Origin of the sequence: Lacinutrix sp. Bg11-31 (assembly GCF_002831665.1) — a bacterium.
Taxonomy (GTDB): domain Bacteria; phylum Bacteroidota; class Bacteroidia; order Flavobacteriales; family Flavobacteriaceae; genus Lacinutrix.
Window position 1 is genome coordinate 2,615,276 of the sequence record NZ_CP025118.1, and the last position, 26,369, is coordinate 2,641,644.

The window sequence follows — 26,369 nt, forward strand, 5'->3', positions numbered from 1 at the left end:
GTTTTTAAAAGCTTGAAGGTAATGATTATGTTAAATCTGAGCAAAACCGAAATGCTTTTAAGCAATAAAATGTTACTTTTACACTTGCTAAGTATTTCCGCTTGACGGAAAAATTATAGTTAACATACATTAATAAGATTCCCATTTTCATGGGAATGAAAAACAAGTTTTTCATGAAATACAATAAAATAGATTCTGCCCTTTTTATAAAAAACCGTAAAAATTTTGGGTCTCAAATGAAGCCTAAAAGTATTGCGTTTTTTAACTCTAACGATATTTATCCTATTAGTGCAGATAGCACAATGCCTTTTGAGCAGCATAGAGATATCTTTTATTTAAGTGGTGTAGATCAAGAAGAAAGTGTTTTGATACTGTTTCCAGATTGTCCGAATCCTAAAAATAGAGCCGTTTTATTTTTAAAAGAAACTAACGAACATATTGCTGTTTGGGAAGGCGAAAAATTAACTAAAGATGCTGCTTTTACAACTAGCGGAATTAAAACCGTTTACTGGTTACAAGATTTAGAAAAAGTAGTGTTTGAAATGATGACACAAGCTGAAACCGTTTACATAAATACAAACGAGCACTACAGAGCAAATGTAGAAACGGAAACTAGAGAAGACCGTTTTACTACATGGATAAGAAACAAATATCCTGCGCACAGTGTTGCAAAAAGTAACCCGATTTTACAGCGTTTACGTTCTGTAAAAGACCAGATAGAATTAGACTTAATCCAGACCGCTTGCGATATTACTAACAAAGGTTTTAGACGTGTTTTAAATTTTGTAAAACCTGGTGTTATGGAATATAACATTGAAGCAGAATTTATGCATGAGTTTTTAAATAACCGTTCTGATGGTTTTGCATACACTCCAATTGTAGGTTCTGGAAACAACGCTAACGTTTTGCATTATATAGAGAATAATCAAGAGTGTAAAGCTGGCGATTTAATATTAATTGATGCTGGTGCTAAATACGCAAATTACGCAAGTGATATGACGCGTACTATTCCTGTTTCTGGAACGTTTAACGACAGACAAAAAGCAGTTTACAATGCTGTTTTAAGAGTGAAAAATGATGCTACAAAAATGTTAACTCCTGGAACTATTTGGGCAGATTACCATGTTGAAGTTGGTAAATTAATGACTAGCGAACTTTTAGGCTTAGGCTTACTTGATAAGGCTGATGTTAAAAACGAAAATCCAGATTGGCCAGCATACAAAAAATACTTTATGCATGGAACGTCTCACCATATGGGATTAGATACGCATGATTACGGTATTTTAACTGAGCCTATGCAAGCAAACAATGTGTTTACTGTAGAGCCTGGAATTTATATTCCAGATGAAGGTTTTGGTATTAGATTGGAAGACGATGTGGTAATACAAAAAACTGGAGAACCTTTTAATTTAATGCGTGACATCCCGATTGAAGCTGAAGAGATTGAGAGTTTGATGAATAAATAAATAAACTCTTTTGTTATAGAAAGAAAGCGAGCTTTAGGCTCGCTTTTTTTGTTTCTTGACACTTGACTTTCTAAAAAAAATAGTCGAACTTCGTTTGACTTATGATATAAAACGTTGAAATGATTTTATATTGAGGAAACGTTAGTAATAATACTTTAGAGCGTGCTCTATTCAATAAATATATTTTTGAAAATTTAATTTATCTTTGAATAATAGTTGAAATTTATAAAAACAAAAAATGGCTAAAAGAAACAGCATTGTTGTTGAAGGCACAAAAATAAATATAACTTCTTTTAATGAAGAAGATTATATATGCCTTACAGATATGGCGGGAAGTAAAGATGATGATAGTAGAGCTGCTGATGTTATAAAAAATTGGATTAGAAATAGATCAACCATCGAGTTTTTAGGCACTTGGGAATCTTTATACAACAAAGATTTTAAAGTGGTCGAATTTGACCACTTTAGAAAAGAAGCAGGACTTCCTACTTTTACCATGAGTGTTTCCAATTGGGTTGAGTCTACAAATGCTAAAGGTATATTTTCAGTAAAAGGAAGATATGGTGGAACATATGCACATAGAGATATAGCTTTTGAATTTGGCTCTGCTATTAGCCCTATATTTAAGCTTCATATTATAAAAGAGTATCAAAGACTCAAAGAAATTGAAACTGATAAATATGGTTTAGAATGGAATGTAAGAAGAATTTTAAGTAAAACAAATTACAAAATTCATACTGATGCTGTGAAAAAACACATATTACCTAAAACAAGATATAGCGCAGCTAAAGAATGGTTAGAATATGCAGATGAAGCAGATTTGTTAAATATTGCATTATTTGGTTGTACATCTAAACAATGGAGAGAATTAAATCCAACAAAAGTTTTAAATGGCGAAAACATAAGAGATATGGCCAGCATTAATGAATTAGCAATATTATCAAATATTGAGAGTTTGAGTTCTACATTAATAAAGAATGATATAACCAAAAAGAATAGGTTAAAAATACTTATTGATACTGTTAGAGAACAAAGAGAAACATTGGATAAAATAGATATTATTAAATCTCTAAAAAAGGAAAGCGGAACAACCTTCTTAGACGCAAAAAGAAAGCTAAAAGAATAAAGAATTTAGTAATGTCAATGTCTTTTGACGCCTGAGTACTATGACAAAAACATTGAACCGATTTTTACCGTAGCACATTATGAAAAAAATTCTAATACTATTACTAATAGTTCTAACTTCAAATTTAGCTGAAGCTCAGTTTATAAAAGAAAAATCTATAAATGCTCAAATTGGATACGGCGTAAGCGTACCATTTAATAGTGCTGATGAAATTGCTGATAATGGCTTATTTTTACAAGGAGAATTAGTTTTAAAAGTAGCTTCTTGGTTTGAATTAAGACCTTACGCAGGTTTTATTTCGACAAGTTCAAGCGGAAAAGATATAAATAACAAACCAACTAACGAAAGAGCAGAATCCAAAGCCATTTTACTTGGTGGAAAAGCAAGAGTTCGCGCGCCAATACCGTGGATTGCACCATACTTTGAAATTGGAATAGGAACTTCAATTGGAAAATTTGAAACATTTACAGTTATTGATAACATCGATAAAGGTGGGATTATTTATCACATCCCTTTTTCATTAGGATTAGAATTAGGAAAAAACAACAATGTTGATTTAGCTTTTTCTTATTATTTTCAACCATTGGTTAAACAATTTGTTGGAGCATTTGCAGTTGGTATTACATTTCCGCTGAATAATAAAAAGTAACGTTTTACAACATCGTGCGTCTTTAATTGCAAGGTTCTTGCCTATTTATAAAATTCCTTCGGAATTTTCTCTGCTTAGTTTTCACTTACTAAATTAGATCCGCACACGTGCAACTAGTCATAAATAAACACATTAAATAAAACATAAAAAGCGAGCCCAAAAGCTCGCTTTTCTTATTAAACTAAAACACCACTATTCTCAAAAACGTAACGTTGTAGTTTCTGTAGTGTTTCAATTTTATCACTAGTATTTATTAATAGAGAAATATTATTATTACTTCCTCCGTAAGAGATCATTCTTACGCTAACATCTTGTAAAATCTGGAATAAGTTAGGCGTGTCTGTATGAAATATTATTTCGTTTCCAACCAAACATACAATACTCATAAAATCGTCTACCTCAACTACTGCAAATCTATTTAACTCCTCTACAATAGCGTCTAAATGTGTAGTATCGTCAATAGTTAAAGACACTGCAATTTCTGATGTTGTAATCATGTCTATAGACGTTTCGTAACGCTCGAAAATCTCAAAGACTTTCTTTAAAAAACCATGAGCCAGTAACATTCTAGCAGACTTAATTTTAATGGCTGTAATACCATCTTTTGCGGCTATTGCCTTAATACCTTCACCATGTATTTGGTTTGTAATTAAAGTACCGTAAGACTCTGGAGACATCGTGTTTTTTAAGCGCACAGGAATATCTAGATCTCTAACAGGCATAACTGTTTGTGGATGCAATATTTTAGCTCCAAAATAAGCCAGCTCTGCAGACTCATCGAAAGAGAGGTTAGAAATGGCTTTAGTATTGTCTACAAAACGAGGATCGTTATTATGGAAACCATCAATATCTGTCCAAATTTGTACTTCTTCAGCTTTTAAAATAGCACCAATTATAGTTGCGGTATAATCGCTTCCGCCACGTTGTAAATTAGCAATACTACCTTCGGCATCACGACTAATAAAACCTTGGGTAATGTAGATATCTGCATTTGGCGTTTCGGCCATGATTCTGTTTAGATTCTGCTGAATGTAAAAGTTATCAGGTTCGTTAGTTTTATCAATTCGCATAAAATCTAAAGCAGTTAATAATGCTGCATTTATGCCTTCTTGCTGTAAATAATGACTAAAAATATAAGTAGACAATAATTCGCCTTGAGCCACAATTTGGTTATACATTAAAGTATCGAATCGCTTATTTACCAATGCTTCTAAAGTATTAAAAACATCGTTTACATAAACAAAAACGGTTTTGTACAATTCTTGATTTGTAATAAAGCTTTTTATGGTGGTATTATAATTGTTTCTAAGTGCGTCGATAACAATTAAAGCTTCGTCTACATTTCCATTTTTTATGTATTCCGAAATTTTAACCAATGCATTTGTAGTGCCTGACATTGCAGATAATACAACTACTTTTTTTTGTCCATCGTTGATAATGTTTTTAACATTAATCATGTTTTCTATTGTCCCAACAGATGTACCTCCAAATTTTAATACTAACATTTCTTTTCAATTTTATGGTGCTAAGCTAATTCGGAAGCTTGTAACAGCCATAAAAATGAAAAAATTGTTCTATTTTTACACAAATTGTTAAATATTTAACAAAATGAAAACAATAGCAACCTGCGTAGAAGAGATATTAGTTACACAGCCTTTTCTTGAAGAAGCTTTATCGCGAAGCATTATTAATTTCTCGGCTTTAGCCGAAGAACTACAAGCGCCTATTGGTGCTATGTTAAGAAAACCAGTTAAGACTGGAGCGATAATGATGGCTTTACGTCGTTACAATCCACCAAAAGATTTAAGGCATTCTAATCAGTTAAAGTCCGTTTTAAAAAACTTAGGAGACATAACTGTACGTTCTAACTTGGTTGATTTTACTTTTAAAAACTCTAAAACACTTATTAATAGTCATACTAAACTTCTAGAAACCATAGATAGTAATGCTTTTTATGGTTTTTCTCGTGGTATTTATGAAAGTAATATGGTGATTTCGGATTCCGAAAAACAAAAAACTCAAGACCATTTTAAAAGTGAAGAAATGATTGGTTTACATGAAAACCTATCTGCTATAAGTATTCGATTGCCAGAAAACAACTCTAAAATATCGGGCTTGTATTACCAAATATTTAAACGTTTTGCTTGGGAAGGCATTTCTTTATACGAAGTTATTTCTACTACAAATGAGTTTACTGTTTTAGTGGAAGATAATAATGTGGACAAGGCCTTTTCGGCTATAAAAAAATTAAATAATTAAAATTTGATCTTTTAAAGTTTAGGATTTAAATATAAATAAATGTTAAAAGATTTTTTATATCTAAACGATTGGTTAGTTTTGTCCTGTAATTAGAAATGACTTCTGTTTTTACAGAAAAAAAGATGGCAAGAAAAAAAGAATATAACGAACATGAAGTAGTAGAAAAAGCAATGCACCTTTTTTGGCGCAATGGTTATGAAACTACATCTATGCAAATGCTTGAAAAAGAAATGGGCATTAACAAGTTCTCTATATATTCTAGTTTTGGCAACAAACATGGTTTATTTCTTGAAAGCTTAAAAAGCTATAAAAAGAAAGTAAATCTTATTTTAGAAAAGTTTAAAAATGCCGATAATGGTGTGGAAGATATTAAACAATTCTTTTACGATTCTATAAGTTCTAATTTCAAAAAAAATAGTGAGAAAGGCTGTTTTTTAACAAATACTTATAATGAGTTTTCAGACAATGAGGATGAGTTAATAAGGGAACACATGAATTCTTTTATGGATAATCTTAAACTATTATTTATAGAAAAATTACAAAAGGATGACACTAGAGATGAAGCAACAGTAATAAAACAAGCAAATTATTTATTATTAGCGAAGCATGGTTTAGCTGCCGCAGCTAGAGTAAACAGTCCAAAAGAAATTGAAGATTATATTGAAATGACTTTTGTAAACATTTAGACCTTTTTTTTACAAAATAACTAAACGAACGTTTAGATAAAATAAATATTAAATTAAAAAAAATTATGACAACATTAAAAGTTCACAACATCGAAACAGCACCAACAGATAGTAAACCACTTTTAGAGAATTCTCAAAAAGCATTTGGAATGATACCTGGTTTACACGGTGTATTAGCTGGAGCTCCAAAAACATTAGAAGCTTACCAAGTATTACATAAATTATTTACAGAGTCTTCATTTAATGCAGAAGAACTAACTGTAGTATGGCAAACAATAAACGTAGAACATGCTTGTCATTACTGCGTACCTGCACATACAGGAATTGCAAAAATGATGAAAGTTGATGATGCTATTACTGAAGCATTACGTAACGAAACACCTCTTGAAGATTCTAAATTAGAAGCTTTACGTACATTTACTTTAACTGTTGTTCGTAATCGTGGACACGTTTCTCAAGAAGATTTAACTGCTTTTTATAGCGCTGGTTACGGTGAGCAACAAGTACTAGAAATTATTTTAGCTGTATCTCAAAAAGTAATTAGTAACTACACAAATCATATTGCAAATACACCTGTAGATGCACCTTTTCAAGCTTTTGCTTGGGAAAAATAAATTGTAGTTTTGTGAAAACTACATATTAATTGTTGTGAGCCTTCTGTACTTTGTATGGGAGGCTTTTTTTTAAAACGTAAAATATATAATTATGATAAAAGCATCTGTAATGTACCCAAGCGGTAAAGATGTAAAATTCGATGTAGATTATTACAAAAACAAACATTTACCAATGGTTACTAATGCTATTGGAGAAGCATTAAAAGGACTAGAATTAGATTTAGGATTAGGCAGTAGAGTTCCTGGAGAACCTGCACCTTATGTTGCAATTGCACACTTAAAATTTGATGACTTAGACACTTTTAAAGCTTCATTTGCTCCACACGTTGCATTATTTGCTGAAGATTTAAAGAATTATACTAATGTAAAAGGAGAACTACAAATTAGCGAATTAATAACATTTTAAATATGAAAAGTATAACCATAAATAAACCCAAAGTTTTATTCTTCGATGTAAACGAAACACTTTTAGATCTTACCAAAATGAAAAAGCATGTTGGTAAAGCTTTAGGTGGCAAGGAAGAGTTATTGTCTTTATGGTTTACTACAATGCTGCATTACTCTTTAGTTACATCAGCTAGCGGACATTATAAACCTTTTGGACATATTGGAGCGGCAGCATTACAAATGGTAGCAGCAAATAATAACATTACAATTTCCGAAGAAGAGGCACGTAAAGTTATAATAGAAGCTATGCAAAACTTACCTGCACATCCTGAAGTAAAAACGGCTTTAACTGAGCTTAAAAAAGCAGGATACACATTAGTTGCTTTTACAAACTCGTCTAACGAAGGTTTAAAAAAGCAATTTGAAAATGCAGGATTAACCGATTATTTTGACGAAAGACTTAGTGTTGAAGACTCCGGGAAATTTAAACCATTTACCAACACTTATGTTTGGGGAGCAAACAAAATGGGTGTTAAACTGGAAGAGTGTATGCTAATTGCAGCACACGGTTGGGATGTTGCTGGTGCACTTTGGGCTGGCTGGAGAGCTGCTTTTGTAAGCAGACCTGGACAACAAATATTTCCATTAGCGCCAAAAACAGAAATTGAAGAATCAGACTTAAAAAAAGTAGCAGATATTCTTGTTACCTATAAATAAATTGTAAAATGAAAGAAAAATTAAAAATAGATATCGTTTCAGATGTTGTTTGTCCATGGTGCACCATTGGATATAAGCGTTTAGAAAAAGCAATACAAGAACTTGGTGTTCAAGATCAAGTAGAAATAGAATGGCAACCGTTTGAATTAAATCCAAACATGCCTGCCGAAGGACAGAATGTAGACGAGCATATTACAAAAAAATATGGATCTACTCCAGAGCAGCAAAAGGAATCTAAACAACACATGACCGAAGCTGGAGAAGAGCTTGGTTTTACCTTCGATTATTTTGATGACATGCGTATGGTAAATACTTTTGAGGCTCATATTTTATTAGACTATGCTAAAGCATTCGACAAGCAAACCGATTTAAAAATGACTTTAACAAAAGCATTTTTTAGTGACCGTAAAGATGTTTCTAAAAGAGGCATTTTAAAAGAAGCTTTGGAAACTGTTGGTTTAAATGCTGAAGAAGGTTTAGCTAAGTTAGATAACGAAGAAGCACAAAAAGAAGTAAGAAGTAAACAAAACTATTGGAAAAGTTTAGGTGTAAACTCTGTACCAACTATTGTTTTTAATAGAAAAAGTGCAGTAACTGGTGCGCAACCTGTAGATACTTTTAAGCAAGTACTTTCAGAATTAATTACTGAATAAAGTTATTGTTTTATATGTAGATTTTTATACCATAAAAAGCAATTTAATTAGTGAAAAACTCGCCTTGACTTTGTCAAAAAAACCGCTAACTTCGTTTATCGTATGATAAAAAACATTGAAACGATTTTTTATCAACGAAACAATAAACGAAATAAAAAAAGCGAGCCTGTAAAAGCTCGCTTTTTCCTCTTAAAATTCTATTAGTGAAACTATTCTACTACTAAAGTATATTCTGGTGTTTTGTTAAAAGGACAGAAATATGTGTATGTTCCTTTTGTAAGTGTTACTTCTTTTGAAGATTCTGTTTTACCATGCTTTACCATTTGAGATACATAAGCATCTGCAATGTGGTTTTTAGCATCTGCTCCATCTTTACCAGCTTCAATTAATACTAAACCTACCTCTGGTGCTGCATTTGTGTTTGTTAAATTAAACACGTAAACACCTTCAGATACTGTTAATGCTTTTTGTGTAAACTCTCCAGCAGTTTGCTCTAATGAGATTGTTTTTACTGCTTTACTCATTTTGTCTTGTGCTCCAGATACAAATGTGAAGGCTACTGAAAATACTGCTAATACTAAATTTTTCATAATGTGATTTGTTTTAATTTATTTGTTATTGTTTAATTCTATTTTGTTTGTTTGAGTTGAGATTTCGCAAAATATCAAGAGTTTCTCGATACGCTTTTTTCATGCTTCAAAAACCACTCGAAATGACACGTTATTATTGTGCTACTGTAAACTTTCCTGCTTCTACAGACGGAAAATCCACTTCTGTTTCTGCAATATGGTTTACATAGTTTGTTAATGTGTTAGACACAACATTAAGTACAATTTCTAATATTTCGCCATCGTTAAAACCGGCAGCTTTTACTTCGCTAATTGCTTCTGTAGATACTTGTCCGCGATTTAATGTTACAGCCTGTGCAAATTGTAATCCTGCTTGTGCTTTGTTGTCGTTTGCAAAACCTTTACGACTTTGTTCTGTTTGTTCTTCTGTTAAGCCATTCATTTTACCAATAGCTGTGTGTGCAGATAAACAGTAGTTACATGAGTTTGTTTCTGCAATTGCTAATGCTAATTGTTCACGGTATTTGTTTGTAAATTCTCCGCTTGCTGTTAATTCTCCTAAACTTAAATACGTTTGTAATGTTGCTGGAGAATTACCAAATACTTTAATAAGGTTTGGTATAAAACCTAACTTCTTTTGTACTGCGTTAAATAAATCTTTAGCTTTTCCTGTTGTTGTTTCTGGATTTAATGTTTTAATTCTTGTGCTCATAATTTTTATATTTTATATTAAATAGTGTCTGTTCGAGTTGAGGCTTTTTAAACGAAGTATCGAAAACTTCTCGATACAATTTTTTCATGCTTCAAAAATTACTCGAAGTGACATTTTGTTATTATTATTTATTTTCTTTTGGGCATTCGCATAATTGTTGTTCTGGCTTTTGCTCGTTATATGTTTGATATCCCCAACAATTTGGACATTGTTTGTTTTCTGTTGTTTTCATAATTGGTTGTGTTTACTAGGTTACTAATTAATTACACTGCAAAGATGCGACGAGAACTTGCCTTTAAAAATGGACAAAAGTTCCTTATGCATGGACAGCCCGTTTTTATTGGGCTACAGCCACTTCTAACTCGTCTATTTTTAATCTAAGCTCTCTTTCTGTTATTAAGCCTGTGTGTTTATCTACTACTTTTCCTTCTTGAAAAAATACAAGTGTTGGAATACTTCTTACATTAAAGTATGCTGCTAAATCCTTATTTTGATCTACGTTTACTTTTTTAATAATAACATCGTCGTTTAATTCTTCGGCTAATTTGTGAATGGTTGGTAATAATGTTTGACACGGTCCACACCAGTCTGCATAAAAATCTAATACTACTTTTTTATTATTTAGTACTGTGCTTTTAAAGTCTGCTTGATTTAGTTGAATCTCCATATGTTCTATAATTTTAGTGTTGTTGTTTTAATTATAGTGCAAAGATGCTCTGTAAGTGCCTAGTAATAAATAGACAAAGGTTCCTTATACTTGGACTTGCCTATTTTTATTGGGTTTTATTGGGTTTAGAACTGGTAATTATAGCGTGAAGGATGGAAGTGGCATCCTTTTTTTAAAGAAATACCATTAATAGAAAGGTAATTGTACTGCATTGGAAAGTTGCTAAAATAGATTCAGCTTGAAAAAAAAGATATAACGTACAGCCTGACCAAAACTTGGCTTTTTGCGAGTTTTGGGCACGCCATTAAAATTTTAAAAATCAGGATGAGATTACCACATCTTGCATAAAAGCAAGATTCGTAATGACGCTAATAGTCTTTTCTAAATTGTAATGGAGACTTTGTGGTTGCTTTGGTGAAAAAACGACTGAAGTATGCCGAGTCATTAAAACCAAGGTCGTAAGCAATTTGTTTTACGGCTTCGTCTGTATAGATAAGTTGGCGCTTTGCTTCTAGGACAATTCGGTTTTTAATAAAATCACTTGGTGTTTCTGCGCCTACTTTTTGAAAGTTTTTGGTCAACGATTTTGGTGATACTGCTAACCTATTTGCATAGTCTGTTACAGAGTGCAGCGTTTTATAGTTTTGCTCTACTAGTGTGCTAAAGTCTTTAAAGAGTTTAGTTTCTATGTCGGTTTTTATAGGATGATGTTCTTTTTGTATGCGTACCGAATGGATAATAAATTGCTTTAAATAGGTTTGCAACATATCGTACTGGGCGGTTTCGGTGTTTTTGAATTCCTCGATAAGGCTTTCTAATATAAAACTAAGTTTTTTAGTATCGTTTTCGCATGGTTTTACAAAAGGTGTTTCGTAGACATTATTAAAGAGCACACCGTTACAGGCAACTTCTTTATCGTGTGTTTGTATGCAATAGAAGTCTTTAACAAAGGTGATTTTATAGGCTTCTTTTATTTTTTCGGAATCTACAGAGAATACTTGACCAGGTGATAGAAAGAACAATACATTCTCTTTAAAAGAGTAGCTTTTAAAATCTATGTTATAGGTCCCTACTCCTTCTTTAATCCAATAAATACTGTAGACATCTACTTGCTCTGGTTTATTGACTACGCAGGCTTTTTCGAATTGCACGACGCTTAACGAAAAGAGATCTTTATAGGTATGTACTGTTATGTCTTGTATTGCCATTGGTTTACGCGCTAATAGTTTTATTAGTCGTAAAATTTTTGATATTTAACACTATAAACATAATTATTGCTGGTATTAACCATCCTAAATTTTGATTTGCCAACGGAATAAAGGATTTAACACCTGTTAAATTGCCTTCTGGCAATAAAAACCCTAAGAAATCTGGAATACTAAATAAAACGGTTACCAATGCAACACCTTTAAAAACTGCAGACGATGCATATTTTTCGGGCATTACATTTAAAAGTATCAATACAATAGTAATTGGATAAATAAACATTAACGCTGGTACAGCTACAACTATAATATAACCCACATCAAACTGCCCAACAAACACACCTAGTAAACACGAAATAACTGCTGTTACAGTATACACTGTTTGCGAATTTTTAAAAAGGCCTTTAAAAAAATCTGCCGTACCAACAATTACTGAAGTTGCTGTTGTAAAACAAGCTAAAGCGATTAATACACTTAAAAACACATTACCAATGTTTCCTAAAGTTTTAATACTTAAGCCTGTTAATAGTTCTGGTCTAGAAATTGAAGCATCAAACTCTGTATTATGTAATGCGCCAACAGCTATCATTCCTGTATATATTATAAATAACCCAATGGCTGCTACTAATCCTGATTTAGCAATGATTGCTTTTTTATCTTCAAAGGAAACGCCTCCTTCTAAATTAAGTGATATTATTACTACTCCTCCTATTACTACACCTCCAAGTGCATCGTAAGTTTGGTAGCCTTCAAGCAATCCTGCTATTAAAGCTGGAGATTCTAAAACTGAAGGATTCATACTTTCTGGAGAAGAAAAAAGTCCGATTCCTATTATAGCCAAAAGAATTAAAACAATTAAAGGCGTAAGGAATTTTCCTAAAATACTTAGTATGCGATCTCTTTTCATAATAAAGATAAAAGCAATACCAAAATAAATAGAACTTGTTAATAAGGACGATGTATCGAAAAAAGGCTGAATTGCCATTTCATGTGTTACTGCTGCTGTTCTTGGTATTGGTAGCGTTATAGCAATAATGTATACACTTAAGCAATATATTAAACTAAACAATGGTGATACTTTTTTACCAAAGTCTAACATTGTACCTTGTAATCTTGCATGACCAAATAAAGCTAAAAGCGGTATTACTATAGCTGAAGCAATAAAACCGAGTGTTACAAGCCACCAATCTGGTCCAGAATTAAAACCTAATTGTGGTGGCAATATTAAATTTCCTGCTCCAAAATAGCTTGCAAAAATTGCGAAGCCAATTATTAATATTGTTTTATTATTATTCATTGCATAAAATTATCTTTGACCAATATACTTTAAAAAATGATTTTAGATTATAAAGGTGTTCCTCTTTTTTATTCAGATTCTGGTAAAGGACAAGTAATAGTATTGTTACATGGCTTTCTAGAAGACAATTCTATGTGGGATAATATAACACCAGAACTTATTAAAAAGAACAGAGTTATTGCTATAGACTTGTTAGGACATGGAAAAACAGGTTGTTTGGGTTATGTGCATAAAATGGAGGATATGGCAGAAGCTGTTTCTGTTGTTTTAAAACATTTAAAACTTAGAAAATATATTTTTATTGGGCACTCCATGGGTGGTTATGTGGCTTTGGCTTTTGCAAAGTTATATCCTGAAAACATTAAAGGTTTATGCTTATTAAATTCTACTTACGAAGCAGATGATAAGGAGCGTAAACAATTAAGAGCTCGTGCTAATAAAATAGTACAAACCAATTATGAAAATATGGTTAGAATGAGTTTTGCTAATCTTTTTAGTGCTGAAAGTAAACTGAAATATATTGAAGCTTACAATAACGCATTAGAAATTGCTTTACAAACACCTGTTCAAGGTTACATGGCTGCAAATGAAGGCATGCGTTTACGAGAGGATTCTTCAGTTTTCTTTACTGAAGCTACCTTTAAAAAAGCAGTTTTATTAGGAAAGAAAGATACTATTTTAAATACTGAAGACATGCTATTGTTTACTAATAGGCATAATATTGAAACGCACGTTTTTTCTGAAGGCCACATGAGCCATATTGAAAATAAAGAAGAGGTAAAACAAAAAATAATGCATTTCATCGAAAAAATGTAACGTTTTGTCGAGCGTTATGTTTTTTGTTTATCTTTAACCTCCTAACAACCAACATTAAGAATAAAATTTAAACTAATCACATCTATGTTTTGTAAGCTATTTGGCCATAAATACGAAGTTTCTAAAAAAATAACGTATCACGTAAAAGAATATAAATGCTGTAAATGCAATAAACAACTAACCACTAGTAGTAATGGAGAACTAGTAGAGCTTACTCCAAAATACATAGAAATAAACTCTATTTTATCTAAAATACATACTAAAAAACAGGCAAAACTTCGCAAAGAAGAATTACATGTTGCTTATAAAATGACATCTTAATAGGATACAATTATTAAGCTTCCTTAAAGTATTGCTCAATTTAAAAAACCTTAACTATCGAAGTTTTTCCAACCTTGCGCTTGCAATGGTATCTTTGTTTCTCCTCTAGTAACTAAATTTGCACCAACACTTTTGTCTGTAATATATCCAATAACTGTTAAATTAGGATTGGCTTTTATTTTCGGAAAATCTTCTTGTGATATTGTCATTAACAACTCGTAATCTTCACCTCCATTTAATACTACAGTTGTACTATCCATATTAAACTCTTCGCAAGTTGAAATAACCTGTGGATCTAAAGGTAATTTCTCTTCATATAAATCGCAACCTACATCACTAGCTTTACAAATGTGTAAAATTTCTGAAGATAAACCGTCACTAACATCAATCATTGAAGTTGGTTTTACGCCTAAATCTTTCAGTAATTTAATAATATCACCTCTCGCTTCTGGTTTTAATTGTCGCTCCATTACATAAGTGTATGCATCCAAATCTGGTTGATTATTTGGGTTTACTTTAAACACTTCTTTTTCACGTTCTAAAATTTGAAGTCCCATATAAGCACCACCTAAATCACCTGTTACAACAAGTAAGTCGTTTGGCTTTGCTCCTTTTCTAAGGACAATGTCTTCTGTATTTACTTCACCAATTGCTGTTATAGAAATTATTAATCCTGCGGTAGAAGATGTTGTATCTCCTCCAACAACATCAACATTATATATTTTTGATGCTAAGGTAATCCCTTCATAAAGCTCTTCTAATGCTTCCAAAGGAAAACGGTTAGAAACAGCTATTGATACTGTAATCTGGGTCGCTTCAGCATTCATAGCATAAACGTCAGATAAATTTACAACCACAGCTTTATAACCTAAATGTTTTAGTGGTGCATAACTTAAATCAAAATGCACACCTTCAACTAACATATCTGTAGTTACTACAATTTGCTTGTTTTTAAAATCTAAAACTGCAGCATCGTCTCCAATACTTGTAATGGTAGATTTCTGCTTAACTTCAAACTGCTTAGTAAGATGGTCTATAAGTCCAAATTCTCCTAATTCACTTAATGGTGTACGTGCTTGATTTTTATCTTCTATCATATTGCAAAAATAAGAAGATGAATTAAAAAGTAGGGCAAAATAACTTTTAATTGTTTCTTTAATAAAAACTCATTTTATGCAATACTTAGACTCATGGTGCGTTTATAAAAAAATAAATAATAATGAAACCTAGGTGCTAGCATTTTAACGCTACAAATCAACGTTTTATCGTTTTTTTTATTAATTTCGCTTTAGGTTTTTTATCAAAAGAGTCCTAATAGCAACAAGAAAATAGTTATAAATGAAATTACTAAAAATGAAAAACATAAAAAACAGCATATCACTTCTATTAATTTGCCTTGCAATAGTCTTCGCTTTTAATAATTGTTCTAATGAAACTACAAGCGACGCTCCTGTAGCAGATACAGATGGTGATGGCATTCCTGATTCAAGTGATAATTGTTTAGAAACAGCAAATCCTGACCAAGCAGATTTAGACGGAAATGGTGTTGGTGATGTTTGTGATCCAGATGGTGATGACGATGGCATTATTGATACTCTTGACAACTGTCCATTTTTTGCTAATCCAGATCAATTAGATTCAGACAACGATGGAATTGGTGATGTTTGTGAAAACGATGAGGATGACGATGGTATTCCAGATGATTTTGATAACTGTGTTACTATTGCAAATACAGAGCAATTAGATACAGATAACGATGGTAGTGGTGATGCTTGTGATACGGATGATGATAACGATGGTATTGAAGATGCTATAGATAATTGTCCTTTAACACCAAATCCTGACCAAGCAGATACAGATGGAGACGGTATTGGTGATGTTTGTGACTTCAACCCTCTTTTTCCATGCGAAAATGGAATGGCTGGAGATTACCCTTGTAATGGAATAGATTTATTAGCTGTAATTGATTTACAAACTTTAGGAGGTAGTGCAAGTAGTGAAGGAAGTGATATTTGGGGATGGACTGACCCAACAAACAATAGTGAGTATGCTATTATTGCACTATCAAACGCTACAGCTTTTATAGATGTTACAAATCCTACAAATCCAATATTTTTAGGAAGATTAAACTCTAATGCTGGATCGAACGCTTGGAGAGATGTAAAAGTTTATAGTAACCATGCTTTTATTGTAGCCGATAATGTAGGAGCACATGGTATGCAAGTTTTCGATCTAACAAGATTAAGAAACGTTACAAATGCACCAGAAACGTTTACTGCAGATGCTGTTTATTCTGGAGTAGGAAGTTGCCATAACATTGTAATAAACGAAAACGAAGGCGTTGCCTATTTAGTTGGTTGTAACTCTACAAATGGTGGAGGACCAATTTTTGTGGATATTTCTAACCCAACAAACCCAACACTTTTAGGAGACTACACTGCTGGTGGTTATTCTCATGATGCGCAAGTTGTAACTTACAATGGTCCAGACACAGATTACACTGGTAAACAAATATATGTAGGTAGTAATGGTAACACAGATAAGGTTGTAATACTTGATGTTACAGATAAAAATAATGTAATACCAATTAGCGATTTCACATATCCACAAACAGCGTATGCTCACCAGGGCTGGTTTACAGACGATCATGCTTATTTTATTTTAGGTGATGAGGTAGACGAACAAAACTTTGGTTTCAACACAAAAACTTTAATATTTGATTTTACAGATTTAGATAACCCTTCTCTATCTTCTACATATTTAGGACCTACAGCAGCTATCGATCATAATGGATATGTTAAAGGAAATGAATATTACCTAGCTAATTATAGAGCTGGAATGAGAATATTAGATATTTCAAACATTTCGGCACCAACTAATGCAATGACAGAAACTGCCTTTTTCGATACGTATCCATCGAGCAACAGTGCTAACTTTAATGGTGTATGGAGTGTTTACCCATATTTTGCTAGTGGAAATATAATTATTAGTGATATTGAAGGCGGGCTTTTTATTGTTAGAAAAAGTAATTAATTATTTCTTAAATGAATTATAAAACAGCTCTACTTGTTAATCTATTCGTTTTAATAACTGTAATCAGTTGTAAAAACGACGATGATGGTATTGTAAACACTAAAGATTTAGTGTCTTCTGTAAGAACTTTTGGAGGCTCTAAAAACGACAGTGCACAAGAAATTGTAAGCACTAATGATGGTGGTTACGCTGTACTCGGTTTTACCCAAAGTATGGATGGAGATATTACAGACAAACAAAGCGAAGATTTCGATTTCTGGGTATTAAAATTCAATGAAGAAAACGAAATACAGTGGAATAAAACCTACGGTGGAACCGAAGATGATAAAGGACAAGACATTATTCAAACAACAGATGGTGGCTATGCTCTTTTAGGCTCAAGTTTTAGTAATAATGAAGACGTTTCTGGAAATCAAGGTCAAAACGATTATTGGCTGGCAAAGCTAGACGCTTCTGGAAATATTTCTTGGCAAAAATCTTTTGGTTATCAAGGCGCAGATTATGGTATTTCTGTTATTCAAACCAACGACTCTGGATATTTAGTAACTGGTGTTTTAGATGTTACAGGCTCTAATGGCCAAGGTAATACTAACCGTTTTAGTAACAAACATGCTGGTGGAGATTACTGGGCTATAAAATTGGATGCTTCAGGCACAACAGAATGGAGTAAATATTATGGTGGATTATTAACAGATACTCCAGAAGGTATTGTACAGACAGAGGACAATGGCTATATAATTGTTGGCGGTTCAGACAGTATGGATACAGACATTACTAACAATATTGGGTCTTACGATTTTTGGGTAGTTAAAATTTCGGCTACAGGAATAGTCGATTGGGAGAGATCTTATGGAGGCGACGAAATAGATGAAGCTTGGTCGATTGTAAAATCTGGAGATGGAAATTATCTTATTGCTGGAGACACGAGAAGTAACAATGTAGACATCTCTAATAATATAGGAGCAGCAGATTTGTGGCTTATAAAAATTTCTCCTTTAGGTGAATTGCTTTGGGAAAAAACCTTAGGAGGTACAAATTTTGATGTTGCAAGAGACATTACAGCAACTCAAGATGGCGGATTTTTACTCGCAGGAAGCTCTAGAAGTGACGATGTTGATGTTTCAAAAAATAACGGTCAAAACGATGCTTGGGCTTTAAAAATAGACAGTAATGGAACCATTGAATGGGAAACATCTGTTGGAGGAACAAACATAGATTTCGCTTATGGAATTACCCAATTGAACAATAAAAAAGTAGTCGTTGTTGGAGATACTTATAGTGATGACGAAGATATAATTGAAAATAAAGGATTCTCAGATTTACTGGTAATTACTATCGACTAAAAACAGATAAAAATGAAAAGAATTTTTGCCTTAATATTATGCACAACTTTAGCATTTACATCTTGTGGTGAAGACCAAGATGATAACTTGGTTTTAAAAACTGAAGCTGAAACAACTTTTAATTTTACGCATAGTTGGAATGAAACTGAAATAACTAATGCAGATTTTAACACTATACAGTACACTAACGAAAATGGTGAAATGCTAAGTGTTGAAAAATTGCGTTATGTGATTTCTGATATTACTTTTTCTCGTGAAGGTGAAGAAGATATTGTTTTAGACGTTTACAATTTAGTTGATGTAACCAATAATACTAATTTAACTTTTACTCCAGAAACAAAAATTCCTACAGGAGAATACACAAATGTATCTTTTACTTTTGGACTAGATAATGAAGACAATGCAGAAAACTATTTAGATCTTAATTCTGAATCTTTTAATGTACCAGCAATGCTTGGTGGTGGTTATCACTACATGCAATTTGATGGAAAATTTATAAATTCAAGCGATTTAGAACAAGGTTTTAACTACCATGCCATTAGAGCAGTAGATAATCCTGGAATAAACCCTACATTTCCTCAAGACACCTTTTTTAATGTTGATTTAGGTGCCACTATTATAACAAACGATGCTACTTTTAAAGTAAAAATGAATATAGCAGAATGGTTTAAAAGTCCTAACCTTTGGGATTTAAATCAATTTAATCAAATGCTTATGCCAAATTCTACAGCTCAAATAATGATGTATGAAAATGGAGCTTCTGTTTTTAGTTTAGAAGCTATTACACAATAATATATAATGAAAAACTGGTTCGTATACCTATTACTTATTGTTTCTGTTTTGGCTTGCTCAAAGAATGACGCTCCAGAAACAGAAACCTATGAACCTACACCTTTAGCATTAAATATTCCTCAGCTATTTTCAGACAATATAATTGCACCTGTAATACCAAGTAATAATCCGCAAACAGTGGAAGGTGTTGCTTTAGGCAAAAAACTATTTTTCGATAAAAAACTCTCAGGCGATCAAACAATGGCTTGTGTTTCATGCCATTCACCACAACATGCTTTTACAGATAACACACCAACAAGTGATGGAATAGATGGTTTTTTTGGCACTAGAAATTCTATGCCATTATTTAACTTGGCTTGGAATTATGGTGAACGTTTTACTTGGGATGGTAAAGAATTAAGTATAGAGCGTCAAGCTTTAGAACCAGTGCAAAACCCAATAGAAATGCATAGCGATTGGAACGATGTCGTAGATAAATTACAATCTGATAACGACTATCCAGAATTGTTTCGTTTAGCTTTTAAAACATCAACCATCACAAAAGAATTAACAACAAAGGCTCTCGCTCAATTTGAACGCACATTAATTTCTGCAAATTCAAAATTCGATAAATTTTCTTTAGGCACTGCAACATTGACTCCTCAAGAACAAAATGGCTTAAATGTATTTATGGACGAAACTAAAGGAGATTGTTTTCATTGTCATGGCAACCCAAATAATCCATTATGGACTGATAATATATTTCATAATAATGGCTTAGACTCTAACTTTACAGACCTTGGTTTAGGAGGTGTAACTGGAGACACAAACGACAATGGAAAATTTAAAAGTCCATCATTAAGAAATCTAGCTTATACTGCTCCATACATGCACGACGGCAGGTTTAACACAATAGAAGAGGTAATAGAATTTTACAGCACAGGCTTACAATATTCGTCGACAATAGATACATTAATGAAAAAAGTAGAATTTGGAGGCGTAAATCTTACTGAAGAAGATAAAGCAGATTTAAAAGCTTTTCTACTAACATTATCTGACCCTTCATTTCTTACAAATCCTGACTTTCAAGAGTAAGTACTTCCGAAGAAAACAATCTATAACAATTTCCTATTAAACCATATGCTAATATAATGTTAGGTAGCATGGAAAAAACAGACCAATATTGTATCTTTGCCTACTATTTAGATAAATTCTATATAAGAATATGATAAAAGTTTCTGATACAGCTAAAAAGAAAGTCGTTGAATTAATGACAGACGATGGATATAATCCAACAGAAGATTACGTTCGCGTTGGTGTTAAAAGTGGTGGATGCTCTGGTTTGTCTTACGATTTAAAGTTTGACAAAGCCAAAGAGGATGACGATAAAGTTTTTGAAGATAATGGTGTAAAAATTATAGTCGACAAAAAAAGTTTTTTATACCTAATTGGTACAACTTTAGAATTTTCTGGAGGATTAAACGGAACAGGTTTCGTATTTAATAACCCAAATGCAAACCGTACATGCGGTTGCGGAGAAAGTTTCTCATTATAAAAATTGAAAGAACGAGTTATGTCGAAATATACTGAAGACGATTTAAGAGAAGAACTTAAAACCAAAGAATACGAATACGGTTTTTTTACAGATATAGAATCTGAAACATTTCCTATTGGTTTAAATGAAGATATTGTTCGCGCCATTTCTAAGAAAAAGGATGAACCAGAATGGATGACGCAATGGAGACTGGAAGCCTTTAAGGTATGGAAAGCAATGGAAGAGCCAGATTGGGCAAATGTAAATTATACAAAGCCAGATTTTCAAGCCATTGCTTATTACTCTGCTCCTGTTGCTGTAGATCCTAATAAAACATTAGACGATGTAGATCCAGATTTATTAGCGATGTACAAAAAGCTAGGAATCTCTGTAGATGAGCAAAAGAAAATGAACAACGTAGCAATGGATATTGTTGTTGATTCTGTTTCTGTAGCTACTACATTCAAAAAAACATTAGCAGAAAAAGGTATTATTTTTATGCCAATTTCTGAAGCAATACAAGAGCATCCAGAACTAGTTAGAAAATACATTGGTACTATAGTGCCAACAACAGACAACTTTTATGCAGCTTTAAATTCTGCAGTATTTAGTGATGGTTCGTTTTGTTACATCCCAAAAGGTGTAAAGTGTCCAATGGAATTGTCTACATATTTTAGAATTAATCAAGGTGGAACAGGACAGTTTGAACGCACATTACTTGTCGCAGACGAAGGTAGTTATGTCTCTTACCTAGAAGGTTGTACGGCACCAAGTAGAGATGAAAACCAATTACACGCAGCAGTTGTAGAGCTTATTGCTCTTGACAATGCAGAAATAAAATACTCAACGGTACAAAACTGGTATCCAGGAAATGCTGAAGGAGTAGGTGGTGTTTATAACTTTGTAACTAAACGTGGTTTATGCGAGAAAAACGCTAAAATCTCATGGACACAAGTTGAAACTGGCTCTGCAGTTACATGGAAATATCCAAGTTGTATTTTAAAAGGTGATAACTCGGTAGGCGAATTTTATTCTATTGCAGTAACAAACAATTACCAACAGGCAGATACTGGAACAAAAATGATTCACTTGGGAAAAAACACCAAATCGACTATTATTTCTAAAGGTATTTCGGCTGGAAAATCGCAAAACTCTTATCGTGGATTAGTGCAAGTAAGTGCACGTGCAGACAATGCGCGTAACTTCTCGCAATGCGATAGTTTATTAATGGGTAACGAATGTGGAGCACATACGTTTCCATACATAGAAGTAAAGAATAAAAGTGCCATGATTGAGCACGAGGCGACTACAAGTAAAATTGGTGAGGATCAAATTTTTTATTGTAATCAACGTGGTATTGATACAGAAAAAGCAATTGCTCTAATTGTTAATGGTTTTAGTAAAGATGTACTAAATAAGTTACCAATGGAATTTGCAGTAGAAGCACAAAAACTATTAGAAATTAGCCTTGAAGGCTCAGTCGGATAAAAATATTAATTATGAAAAGAGTACTAATTTTATTACTAACATTTGCGGCTTTTACAAGTTGTAAAAATGATGCAAAACCAGAAACACCTACAATTGGTGCAGATGCTGTAGAAAAAACTGCAAAGCAAAACGACGGATTAACACTACTTAGTGGTGAGTTTTCATATTATGCAGATGCAGCCGTTTTACAAGTTGGGAACAGCTCTATATATGGTGTTGTTTTAAACGAAAAAATGCACGAATTACACGATATGGGAGAACCATTTAGAACAGAACCAACAGATGGTGTTCTTGTGCAAGTTCGCGGTAAGATTATACCTAAAGAAGAAGGCGAAGAAGGTTGGCCTTTTAATATTGATATTAAAGAAATTATTAGCGTAAAAGAACCTTCTGTAAAAAGTGAGGTGATTAAAATTGGAAAATAAAACTATGTTACAAATAAAAGATTTACACGCAAGTGTTGAGGATAAATCGATTTTAAGAGGTATTAACCTTGAAGTTAAGGCAGGAGAAGTACATGCAATCATGGGACCAAATGGTTCTGGAAAGAGTACTTTAGCTTCAGTTATTGCTGGGAAAGAAGAATATGAAGTAGATAAAGGACAAATTTTTTTAAATGGAGAAGATTTAGAAGAATTAGCTCCCGAAGAACGTGCTCACAAAGGTATTTTCTTGTCGTTTCAATATCCTGTAGAGATTCCTGGAGTTTCGGTAACAAACTTCATAAAAACAGCTATAAACGCAACACGAAAATCTAAAGGTCTTGGAGACATGCCTGCAAAAGACATGCTTAAAATGATTCGCGAGAAGTCTGAAATGCTAGAAATAGACCGTAAATTCTTATCTCGTTCTTTAAACGTAGGTTTTTCTGGAGGAGAAAAGAAACGTAACGAGATTTTTCAAATGGCAATGCTAGAACCAAAATTAGCCATCTTAGATGAGACAGATTCTGGTTTAGATATCGATGCTTTACGTATTGTTGCTAATGGTGTAAACAAATTAAAATCTAAAGATAATGCTGTCGTTTTAATTACACATTACCAACGTTTACTAGACTATATTAAGCCTGATTTTGTTCACGTATTATACAATGGTCGTATTGTAAAATCTGGAGGCCCAGAATTAGCACACGAACTTGAAGAAAAAGGCTACGACTGGATTAAAGAAGAGGTTAACGCTTAAAATTAGTTGGTAGTGGTCAGTCTTCAGTAGGCAGTATGCTTGCTTTGGTGCGATTACTCTTAATGTTTAAAAAAGTATTCAAAATTTAGTAGGACTGTTTGCGATTGAGTGAACTAAAGACTGGAGACTGAGTACTGAAGACTTAAAAAAATGAGTTTAAAAGAAAAATTAGTATCATCCTTTTTAGCATTCGAAAACAATATCGATATAGATTCGCCTATTCATGATATTCGTAGTGAAGCTATTAAGACCTTCGAAAACGATGGTTTCCCTTCAAAAAAGGAAGAAGCTTGGAAATATACGTCGTTAAACAGTGTATTAAAACACGATTATAGCGTATTTCCAAAACAAGAGAATGCTATAGAATATAATGATATCAAAAAATATTTTATTCACGATATCGACACTTATAAAATTGTATTTATAGATGGTAAGTTCGCATCTAACTTATCGCAAACAACTCACGATGGTATAGATGTTTGTTTAATGTCTTCGGCTTTAAACAAGCCAAAATACAGGTTGGTTATTGAAAATTATTTCAATAAAATAGCACCTAAAGATAGTTTAACATCTTTAAATACAGCGTTTTCAAACGAAGGTGCTTACATTCACATTCCAAAAAACAAATTGGTACAAAAACCAATTCAAATTATACATTTTTCTACAGGTAATGAGGCTGCTTTAATGCTTCAACCTAGAAATTTAATTGTTGTTGATGAGAATTCTCATGTTCAGATTATGGAACGTCATCAAAGTTTAACAGATAATCCTGTTTTAACTAATAGTGTTACTGAGATTTTTGCGAATAAACGTGCTATTGTAGATTACTATAAAGTGCAAAATGATAACAAAAACGCATCTTTAATAGACAGTACTTATGTTAATCAGAAAGATCAAAGTCATTGTTTAGTGCATACTTTTTCTTTTGGAGGAAAGTTGACGCGTAACAATCTAAACTTTTACCAAAATGGTGAGTATATGGATTCTACAATGAAAGGCATCACCATTATTGGAGATAAACAACACGTAGACCACAACACATTAGTACACCATATAGAACCAAATTGCGAAAGTCATCAAGATTACAAAGGTATTTTTGCAGACAGTTCAACAGGTGTTTTTAATGGTAAAGTTGTTGTAGATAAATTAGCGCAGAAAACAAACGCTTTCCAATCTAACAATAATATTTTACTAAGCAATAAAGCCTCTATAAATACAAAACCTCAGCTTGAAATTTTTGCAGACGATGTAAAATGTTCTCATGGTTGTACAATTGGACAACTAGATGAAAGCGCATTGTTTTACATGAAACAACGTGGTATTCCTGAAAAAGAAGCTAGAGCATTGTTAATGTATGCCTTTAGTAATAACGTTTTAAGTTCTGTTAAAATTCCAGAATTAAAACAACGTATTACTAATATAATTGCTAACAAACTAGGTGTTAATATTGGGTTCGATTTATAAACTAAACCCTTTTTCTAAATAAAAAAAAGAGCCTTTTTTGTATTCAGAAAAGGCTCTTTTTCGTAATCTATCCAGAAATTTATTTCGCTCTATAGATTATCTTTACGTAATACCTTAAGTAAGTATTACAATTTACAAATGATTCTAAATTCAATCTAATGCTAGACATAAACCAAATTCGTAAAGACTTCCCAATACTTAACCGTGAAGTAAATGGCAAACCTTTGGTGTATTTTGACAATGCAGCAACCTCACAAACACCGCAACAAGTAATAGATGTTATTGTAGATTATTATAGTAACTACAATGCAAATATTCATAGAGGAGTACATACATTAAGTCAAGAAGCAACAGACAAATACGAAGCTGCAAGACACACAATTAAAACTCATTTTAATGCTAAACACGCTTACGAGATAATATTAACTTCTGGAACAACAGAAAGTATTAATCTTGTTGCTCATGGTTTTGCTTCTCTATTAAATAAAGGAGACGAAATTATTGTTTCAGCTCTAGAGCATCATAGTAATATTGTGCCTTGGCAAATGTTATGTGAGAAAACTGGTGCTATTTTAAAGGTTATTCCAATGAATCTAAAAGGTGAATTGGAAATGGATAGTTATACAAAATTACTTTCAGACAAAACAAAATTGGTTTTTGTAAATCATATTTCAAATGCACTAGGAACTGTAAATCCTATAGAAAAAATTATAGAACAAGCACATAAATTTGGTGCTGCTGTATTGATTGATGGCGCACAAGCTTGTCCGCATATTAAACCAAACGTTCAAGAATTAGATGTCGATTTCTACGTAGCTTCTGCACATAAAATATGTGGTCCAACAGGTGTTGGAATGTTATATGGAAAAGAAGAATGGCTTACTAAGCTACCTCCTTATCAAGGTGGTGGAGAAATGATAGATCAAGTTAGTTTCGAAAAAACAACTTACGCAGGTTTACCACATAAATTTGAAGCAGGCACACCTAACATTTGTGGAGGTATTGCTTTTGGTGCAGCCTTAGATTATATGAATGCTATTGGTTTCGATAACATTTCAAAATATGAAAATGAATTGTTAGCCTACGGAACAAAAAGGTTATTAGAAATTGAAGGTTTAAAAATTTACGGAACTTCAAAAAATAAAACATCTGTAATTAGTTTTAATTTAGAAGGCATACACCCTTACGATGTTGGTACTTTACTAGACAAGATGGGAATTGCTGTAAGAACTGGCCATCATTGCGCACAACCAATAATGGCTTTTTATAACATTCCTGGAACTGTTCGCGCTTCCTTTGCTTTTTATAATACTAAAGAAGAAATTGATACCTTAGTAGAAGGTGTTAAAAAAGCAAAAATGATGCTTTCTTAAAGTTTGGCTTCTTTTTTGTAATATTATACTATAAACA

The 26,369-nt window shown here is 32.6% G+C and carries 28 protein-coding genes; 21 read left to right on the forward strand and 7 right to left on the reverse strand.

Translation table 11 applies throughout. The annotated features are described in order from the left end of the window. Positions 1-173: 173 nt before the first annotated feature. The 3 genes from CW733_RS11745 to CW733_RS11755 all read left to right on the forward strand — a co-directional run bounded on the left by CW733_RS11745 (position 174) and on the right by CW733_RS11755 (position 3,241). On the forward strand, positions 174-1,466 hold the full coding sequence (locus tag CW733_RS11745) for an aminopeptidase P family protein (RefSeq protein ID WP_100997356.1): 1,293 nt from the start codon (positions 174-176) through the stop codon (positions 1,464-1,466). Positions 1,467-1,704: 238 nt separating this feature from the next. Further along, complete coding sequence (locus CW733_RS11750) at positions 1,705-2,592, forward strand: KilA-N domain-containing protein (protein ID WP_100997357.1); 888 nt, start codon at positions 1,705-1,707, stop codon at positions 2,590-2,592. Between the two features lie 79 nt (positions 2,593-2,671). Then, positions 2,672-3,241: a hypothetical protein gene (locus CW733_RS11755; protein ID WP_100997358.1), complete on the forward strand. Its 570-nt coding sequence runs from the start codon at positions 2,672-2,674 to the stop codon at positions 3,239-3,241. Positions 3,242-3,417: 176 nt separating this feature from the next. Here the strand turns inward: CW733_RS11755 and CW733_RS11760 are convergent, their stop codons facing one another. Then, positions 3,418-4,746 (reverse strand): aspartate kinase, encoded by a 1,329-nt coding sequence (locus tag CW733_RS11760; RefSeq protein ID WP_100997359.1) that lies wholly within the window; start codon positions 4,744-4,746, stop codon positions 3,418-3,420. A 103-nt stretch (positions 4,747-4,849) separates the two neighbouring features. On the opposite strand from CW733_RS11760, the gene CW733_RS11765 reads away from it, so the two are divergent. The 6 genes from CW733_RS11765 (at position 4,850) to CW733_RS11790 (ending at position 8,557) form a co-directional block, all read left to right on the forward strand. Then, positions 4,850-5,500, forward strand: a complete 651-nt coding sequence (locus CW733_RS11765) for a hypothetical protein (RefSeq protein WP_100997360.1) — start codon at positions 4,850-4,852, stop codon at positions 5,498-5,500. Positions 5,501-5,622: 122 nt separating this feature from the next. After that, positions 5,623-6,186, forward strand: coding sequence for a TetR/AcrR family transcriptional regulator (locus tag CW733_RS11770; RefSeq protein ID WP_100998816.1), 564 nt, complete (start codon positions 5,623-5,625; stop codon positions 6,184-6,186). A gap of 65 nt (positions 6,187-6,251) precedes the next feature. After that, on the forward strand, positions 6,252-6,800 hold the full coding sequence (locus tag CW733_RS11775; protein WP_100997361.1) for a carboxymuconolactone decarboxylase family protein: 549 nt from the start codon (positions 6,252-6,254) through the stop codon (positions 6,798-6,800). 91 nt (positions 6,801-6,891) lie between these two features. Further along, positions 6,892-7,206 (forward strand): EthD family reductase, encoded by a 315-nt coding sequence (locus CW733_RS11780; RefSeq protein WP_100997362.1) that lies wholly within the window; start codon positions 6,892-6,894, stop codon positions 7,204-7,206. Positions 7,207-7,208: 2 nt separating this feature from the next. Continuing rightward, on the forward strand, positions 7,209-7,904 hold the full coding sequence (locus CW733_RS11785; RefSeq protein ID WP_100997363.1) for a haloacid dehalogenase type II: 696 nt from the start codon (positions 7,209-7,211) through the stop codon (positions 7,902-7,904). Positions 7,905-7,912: 8 nt separating this feature from the next. Further along, positions 7,913-8,557, forward strand: a complete 645-nt coding sequence (locus CW733_RS11790; RefSeq protein ID WP_100997364.1) for a DsbA family oxidoreductase — start codon at positions 7,913-7,915, stop codon at positions 8,555-8,557. Between the two features lie 209 nt (positions 8,558-8,766). Here CW733_RS11790 and CW733_RS11795 read toward each other — a convergent pair whose 3' ends face one another. The 5 genes from CW733_RS11795 to CW733_RS11815 all read right to left on the reverse strand — a co-directional run bounded on the left by CW733_RS11795 (position 8,767) and on the right by CW733_RS11815 (position 13,007). Further along, positions 8,767-9,147 carry a cupredoxin domain-containing protein gene (locus CW733_RS11795; RefSeq protein WP_100997365.1) on the reverse strand — a complete coding sequence of 127 codons (381 nt, stop codon included), beginning with the start codon at positions 9,145-9,147 and terminating at the stop codon, positions 8,767-8,769. 133 nt (positions 9,148-9,280) lie between these two features. After that, positions 9,281-9,838, reverse strand: coding sequence for a carboxymuconolactone decarboxylase family protein (locus CW733_RS11800; RefSeq protein ID WP_100997366.1), 558 nt, complete (start codon positions 9,836-9,838; stop codon positions 9,281-9,283). Between the two features lie 337 nt (positions 9,839-10,175). Then, positions 10,176-10,505 (reverse strand): thioredoxin, encoded by a 330-nt coding sequence (gene trxA, locus CW733_RS11805; RefSeq protein ID WP_100997367.1) that lies wholly within the window; start codon positions 10,503-10,505, stop codon positions 10,176-10,178. A gap of 368 nt (positions 10,506-10,873) precedes the next feature. Then, the gene (locus CW733_RS11810) at positions 10,874-11,713 is read right to left on the reverse strand and encodes a helix-turn-helix domain-containing protein (RefSeq protein ID WP_100997368.1); all 840 of its coding nucleotides are present in this window, start codon (positions 11,711-11,713) and stop codon (positions 10,874-10,876) included. Between the two features lie 4 nt (positions 11,714-11,717). After that, positions 11,718-13,007 (reverse strand): branched-chain amino acid transport system II carrier protein, encoded by a 1,290-nt coding sequence (locus CW733_RS11815; protein WP_100997369.1) that lies wholly within the window; start codon positions 13,005-13,007, stop codon positions 11,718-11,720. A 36-nt stretch (positions 13,008-13,043) separates the two neighbouring features. On the opposite strand from CW733_RS11815, the gene CW733_RS11820 reads away from it, so the two are divergent. Together CW733_RS11820 and CW733_RS11825 are read left to right on the forward strand one after the other, a co-directional pair. Beyond that, a complete protein-coding gene (locus CW733_RS11820; RefSeq protein WP_100997370.1) occupies positions 13,044-13,823 on the forward strand; it encodes an alpha/beta fold hydrolase in 780 nt (259 codons plus the stop codon). A gap of 84 nt (positions 13,824-13,907) precedes the next feature. Continuing rightward, positions 13,908-14,144: a DUF1660 family phage protein gene (locus CW733_RS11825; RefSeq protein WP_100997371.1), complete on the forward strand. Its 237-nt coding sequence runs from the start codon at positions 13,908-13,910 to the stop codon at positions 14,142-14,144. A gap of 50 nt (positions 14,145-14,194) precedes the next feature. On the opposite strand, the gene thiL is transcribed toward CW733_RS11825, so the two are convergent. After that, on the reverse strand, positions 14,195-15,241 hold the full coding sequence (thiL, locus tag CW733_RS11830; RefSeq protein ID WP_100997372.1) for a thiamine-phosphate kinase: 1,047 nt from the start codon (positions 15,239-15,241) through the stop codon (positions 14,195-14,197). A gap of 241 nt (positions 15,242-15,482) precedes the next feature. Here thiL and CW733_RS11835 point away from each other — a divergent pair, with 241 nt between their 5' ends. The 10 genes from CW733_RS11835 (at position 15,483) to CW733_RS11880 (ending at position 26,332) form a co-directional block, all read left to right on the forward strand. After that, a complete protein-coding gene (locus CW733_RS11835; RefSeq protein WP_100997373.1) occupies positions 15,483-17,177 on the forward strand; it encodes a choice-of-anchor B family protein in 1,695 nt (564 codons plus the stop codon). Positions 17,178-17,188: 11 nt separating this feature from the next. Beyond that, entirely contained in the window at positions 17,189-18,520 is a 1,332-nt protein-coding gene (locus CW733_RS11840) for a hypothetical protein (RefSeq protein WP_100997374.1), read from the forward strand. Positions 18,521-18,532: 12 nt separating this feature from the next. Beyond that, positions 18,533-19,312: an MbnP family protein gene (locus tag CW733_RS11845; RefSeq protein WP_100997375.1), complete on the forward strand. Its 780-nt coding sequence runs from the start codon at positions 18,533-18,535 to the stop codon at positions 19,310-19,312. Positions 19,313-19,318: 6 nt separating this feature from the next. Beyond that, entirely contained in the window at positions 19,319-20,386 is a 1,068-nt protein-coding gene (locus CW733_RS11850) for a cytochrome-c peroxidase (RefSeq protein WP_100997376.1), read from the forward strand. Positions 20,387-20,516: 130 nt separating this feature from the next. Then, positions 20,517-20,846, forward strand: coding sequence for an iron-sulfur cluster assembly accessory protein (locus tag CW733_RS11855; protein WP_055447106.1), 330 nt, complete (start codon positions 20,517-20,519; stop codon positions 20,844-20,846). A gap of 18 nt (positions 20,847-20,864) precedes the next feature. Continuing rightward, entirely contained in the window at positions 20,865-22,313 is a 1,449-nt protein-coding gene (gene sufB / locus CW733_RS11860; protein WP_100997377.1) for a Fe-S cluster assembly protein SufB, read from the forward strand. 11 nt (positions 22,314-22,324) lie between these two features. Beyond that, on the forward strand, positions 22,325-22,738 hold the full coding sequence (locus tag CW733_RS11865) for a hypothetical protein (protein WP_100997378.1): 414 nt from the start codon (positions 22,325-22,327) through the stop codon (positions 22,736-22,738). A gap of 4 nt (positions 22,739-22,742) precedes the next feature. After that, positions 22,743-23,495 (forward strand): Fe-S cluster assembly ATPase SufC, encoded by a 753-nt coding sequence (gene sufC / locus CW733_RS11870; protein ID WP_100998818.1) that lies wholly within the window; start codon positions 22,743-22,745, stop codon positions 23,493-23,495. Between the two features lie 150 nt (positions 23,496-23,645). Next, the gene (gene sufD, locus CW733_RS11875) at positions 23,646-24,959 is read left to right on the forward strand and encodes a Fe-S cluster assembly protein SufD (RefSeq protein ID WP_100997379.1); all 1,314 of its coding nucleotides are present in this window, start codon (positions 23,646-23,648) and stop codon (positions 24,957-24,959) included. A gap of 158 nt (positions 24,960-25,117) precedes the next feature. Beyond that, entirely contained in the window at positions 25,118-26,332 is a 1,215-nt protein-coding gene (locus tag CW733_RS11880) for an aminotransferase class V-fold PLP-dependent enzyme (RefSeq protein WP_100997380.1), read from the forward strand. Positions 26,333-26,369: the final 37 nt, after the last annotated feature.

Coding starts and splice junctions, on each gene's coding strand:
- CW733_RS11775 (WP_100997361.1), top strand. CDS start 6,252: ATGACAACATTAAAAGTTCACAACATCGAAACAGCACCAACAGATAGT.
- trxA (WP_100997367.1), bottom strand. CDS start 10,505: ATGGAGATTCAACTAAATCAAGCAGACTTTAAAAGCACAGTACTAAAT.
- CW733_RS11820 (WP_100997370.1), top strand. CDS start 13,044: ATGATTTTAGATTATAAAGGTGTTCCTCTTTTTTATTCAGATTCTGGT.
- CW733_RS11845 (WP_100997375.1), top strand. CDS start 18,533: ATGAAAAGAATTTTTGCCTTAATATTATGCACAACTTTAGCATTTACA.
- CW733_RS11750 (WP_100997357.1), top strand. CDS start 1,705: ATGGCTAAAAGAAACAGCATTGTTGTTGAAGGCACAAAAATAAATATA.
- CW733_RS11835 (WP_100997373.1), top strand. CDS start 15,483: ATGAAATTACTAAAAATGAAAAACATAAAAAACAGCATATCACTTCTA.
- CW733_RS11790 (WP_100997364.1), top strand. CDS start 7,913: ATGAAAGAAAAATTAAAAATAGATATCGTTTCAGATGTTGTTTGTCCA.
- CW733_RS11795 (WP_100997365.1), bottom strand. CDS start 9,147: ATGAAAAATTTAGTATTAGCAGTATTTTCAGTAGCCTTCACATTTGTA.
- CW733_RS11780 (WP_100997362.1), top strand. CDS start 6,892: ATGATAAAAGCATCTGTAATGTACCCAAGCGGTAAAGATGTAAAATTC.
- CW733_RS11815 (WP_100997369.1), bottom strand. CDS start 13,007: ATGAATAATAATAAAACAATATTAATAATTGGCTTCGCAATTTTTGCA.
- CW733_RS11770 (WP_100998816.1), top strand. CDS start 5,623: ATGGCAAGAAAAAAAGAATATAACGAACATGAAGTAGTAGAAAAAGCA.
- sufC (WP_100998818.1), top strand. CDS start 22,743: ATGTTACAAATAAAAGATTTACACGCAAGTGTTGAGGATAAATCGATT.
- thiL (WP_100997372.1), bottom strand. CDS start 15,241: ATGATAGAAGATAAAAATCAAGCACGTACACCATTAAGTGAATTAGGA.
- sufD (WP_100997379.1), top strand. CDS start 23,646: ATGAGTTTAAAAGAAAAATTAGTATCATCCTTTTTAGCATTCGAAAAC.
- CW733_RS11810 (WP_100997368.1), bottom strand. CDS start 11,713: ATGGCAATACAAGACATAACAGTACATACCTATAAAGATCTCTTTTCG.
- sufB (WP_100997377.1), top strand. CDS start 20,865: ATGTCGAAATATACTGAAGACGATTTAAGAGAAGAACTTAAAACCAAA.
- CW733_RS11760 (WP_100997359.1), bottom strand. CDS start 4,746: ATGTTAGTATTAAAATTTGGAGGTACATCTGTTGGGACAATAGAAAAC.
- CW733_RS11865 (WP_100997378.1), top strand. CDS start 22,325: ATGAAAAGAGTACTAATTTTATTACTAACATTTGCGGCTTTTACAAGT.
- CW733_RS11755 (WP_100997358.1), top strand. CDS start 2,672: ATGAAAAAAATTCTAATACTATTACTAATAGTTCTAACTTCAAATTTA.
- CW733_RS11800 (WP_100997366.1), bottom strand. CDS start 9,838: ATGAGCACAAGAATTAAAACATTAAATCCAGAAACAACAACAGGAAAA.
- CW733_RS11855 (WP_055447106.1), top strand. CDS start 20,517: ATGATAAAAGTTTCTGATACAGCTAAAAAGAAAGTCGTTGAATTAATG.
- CW733_RS11880 (WP_100997380.1), top strand. CDS start 25,118: ATGCTAGACATAAACCAAATTCGTAAAGACTTCCCAATACTTAACCGT.
- CW733_RS11765 (WP_100997360.1), top strand. CDS start 4,850: ATGAAAACAATAGCAACCTGCGTAGAAGAGATATTAGTTACACAGCCT.
- CW733_RS11850 (WP_100997376.1), top strand. CDS start 19,319: ATGAAAAACTGGTTCGTATACCTATTACTTATTGTTTCTGTTTTGGCT.
- CW733_RS11785 (WP_100997363.1), top strand. CDS start 7,209: ATGAAAAGTATAACCATAAATAAACCCAAAGTTTTATTCTTCGATGTA.
- CW733_RS11825 (WP_100997371.1), top strand. CDS start 13,908: ATGTTTTGTAAGCTATTTGGCCATAAATACGAAGTTTCTAAAAAAATA.
- CW733_RS11840 (WP_100997374.1), top strand. CDS start 17,189: ATGAATTATAAAACAGCTCTACTTGTTAATCTATTCGTTTTAATAACT.
- CW733_RS11745 (WP_100997356.1), top strand. CDS start 174: ATGAAATACAATAAAATAGATTCTGCCCTTTTTATAAAAAACCGTAAA.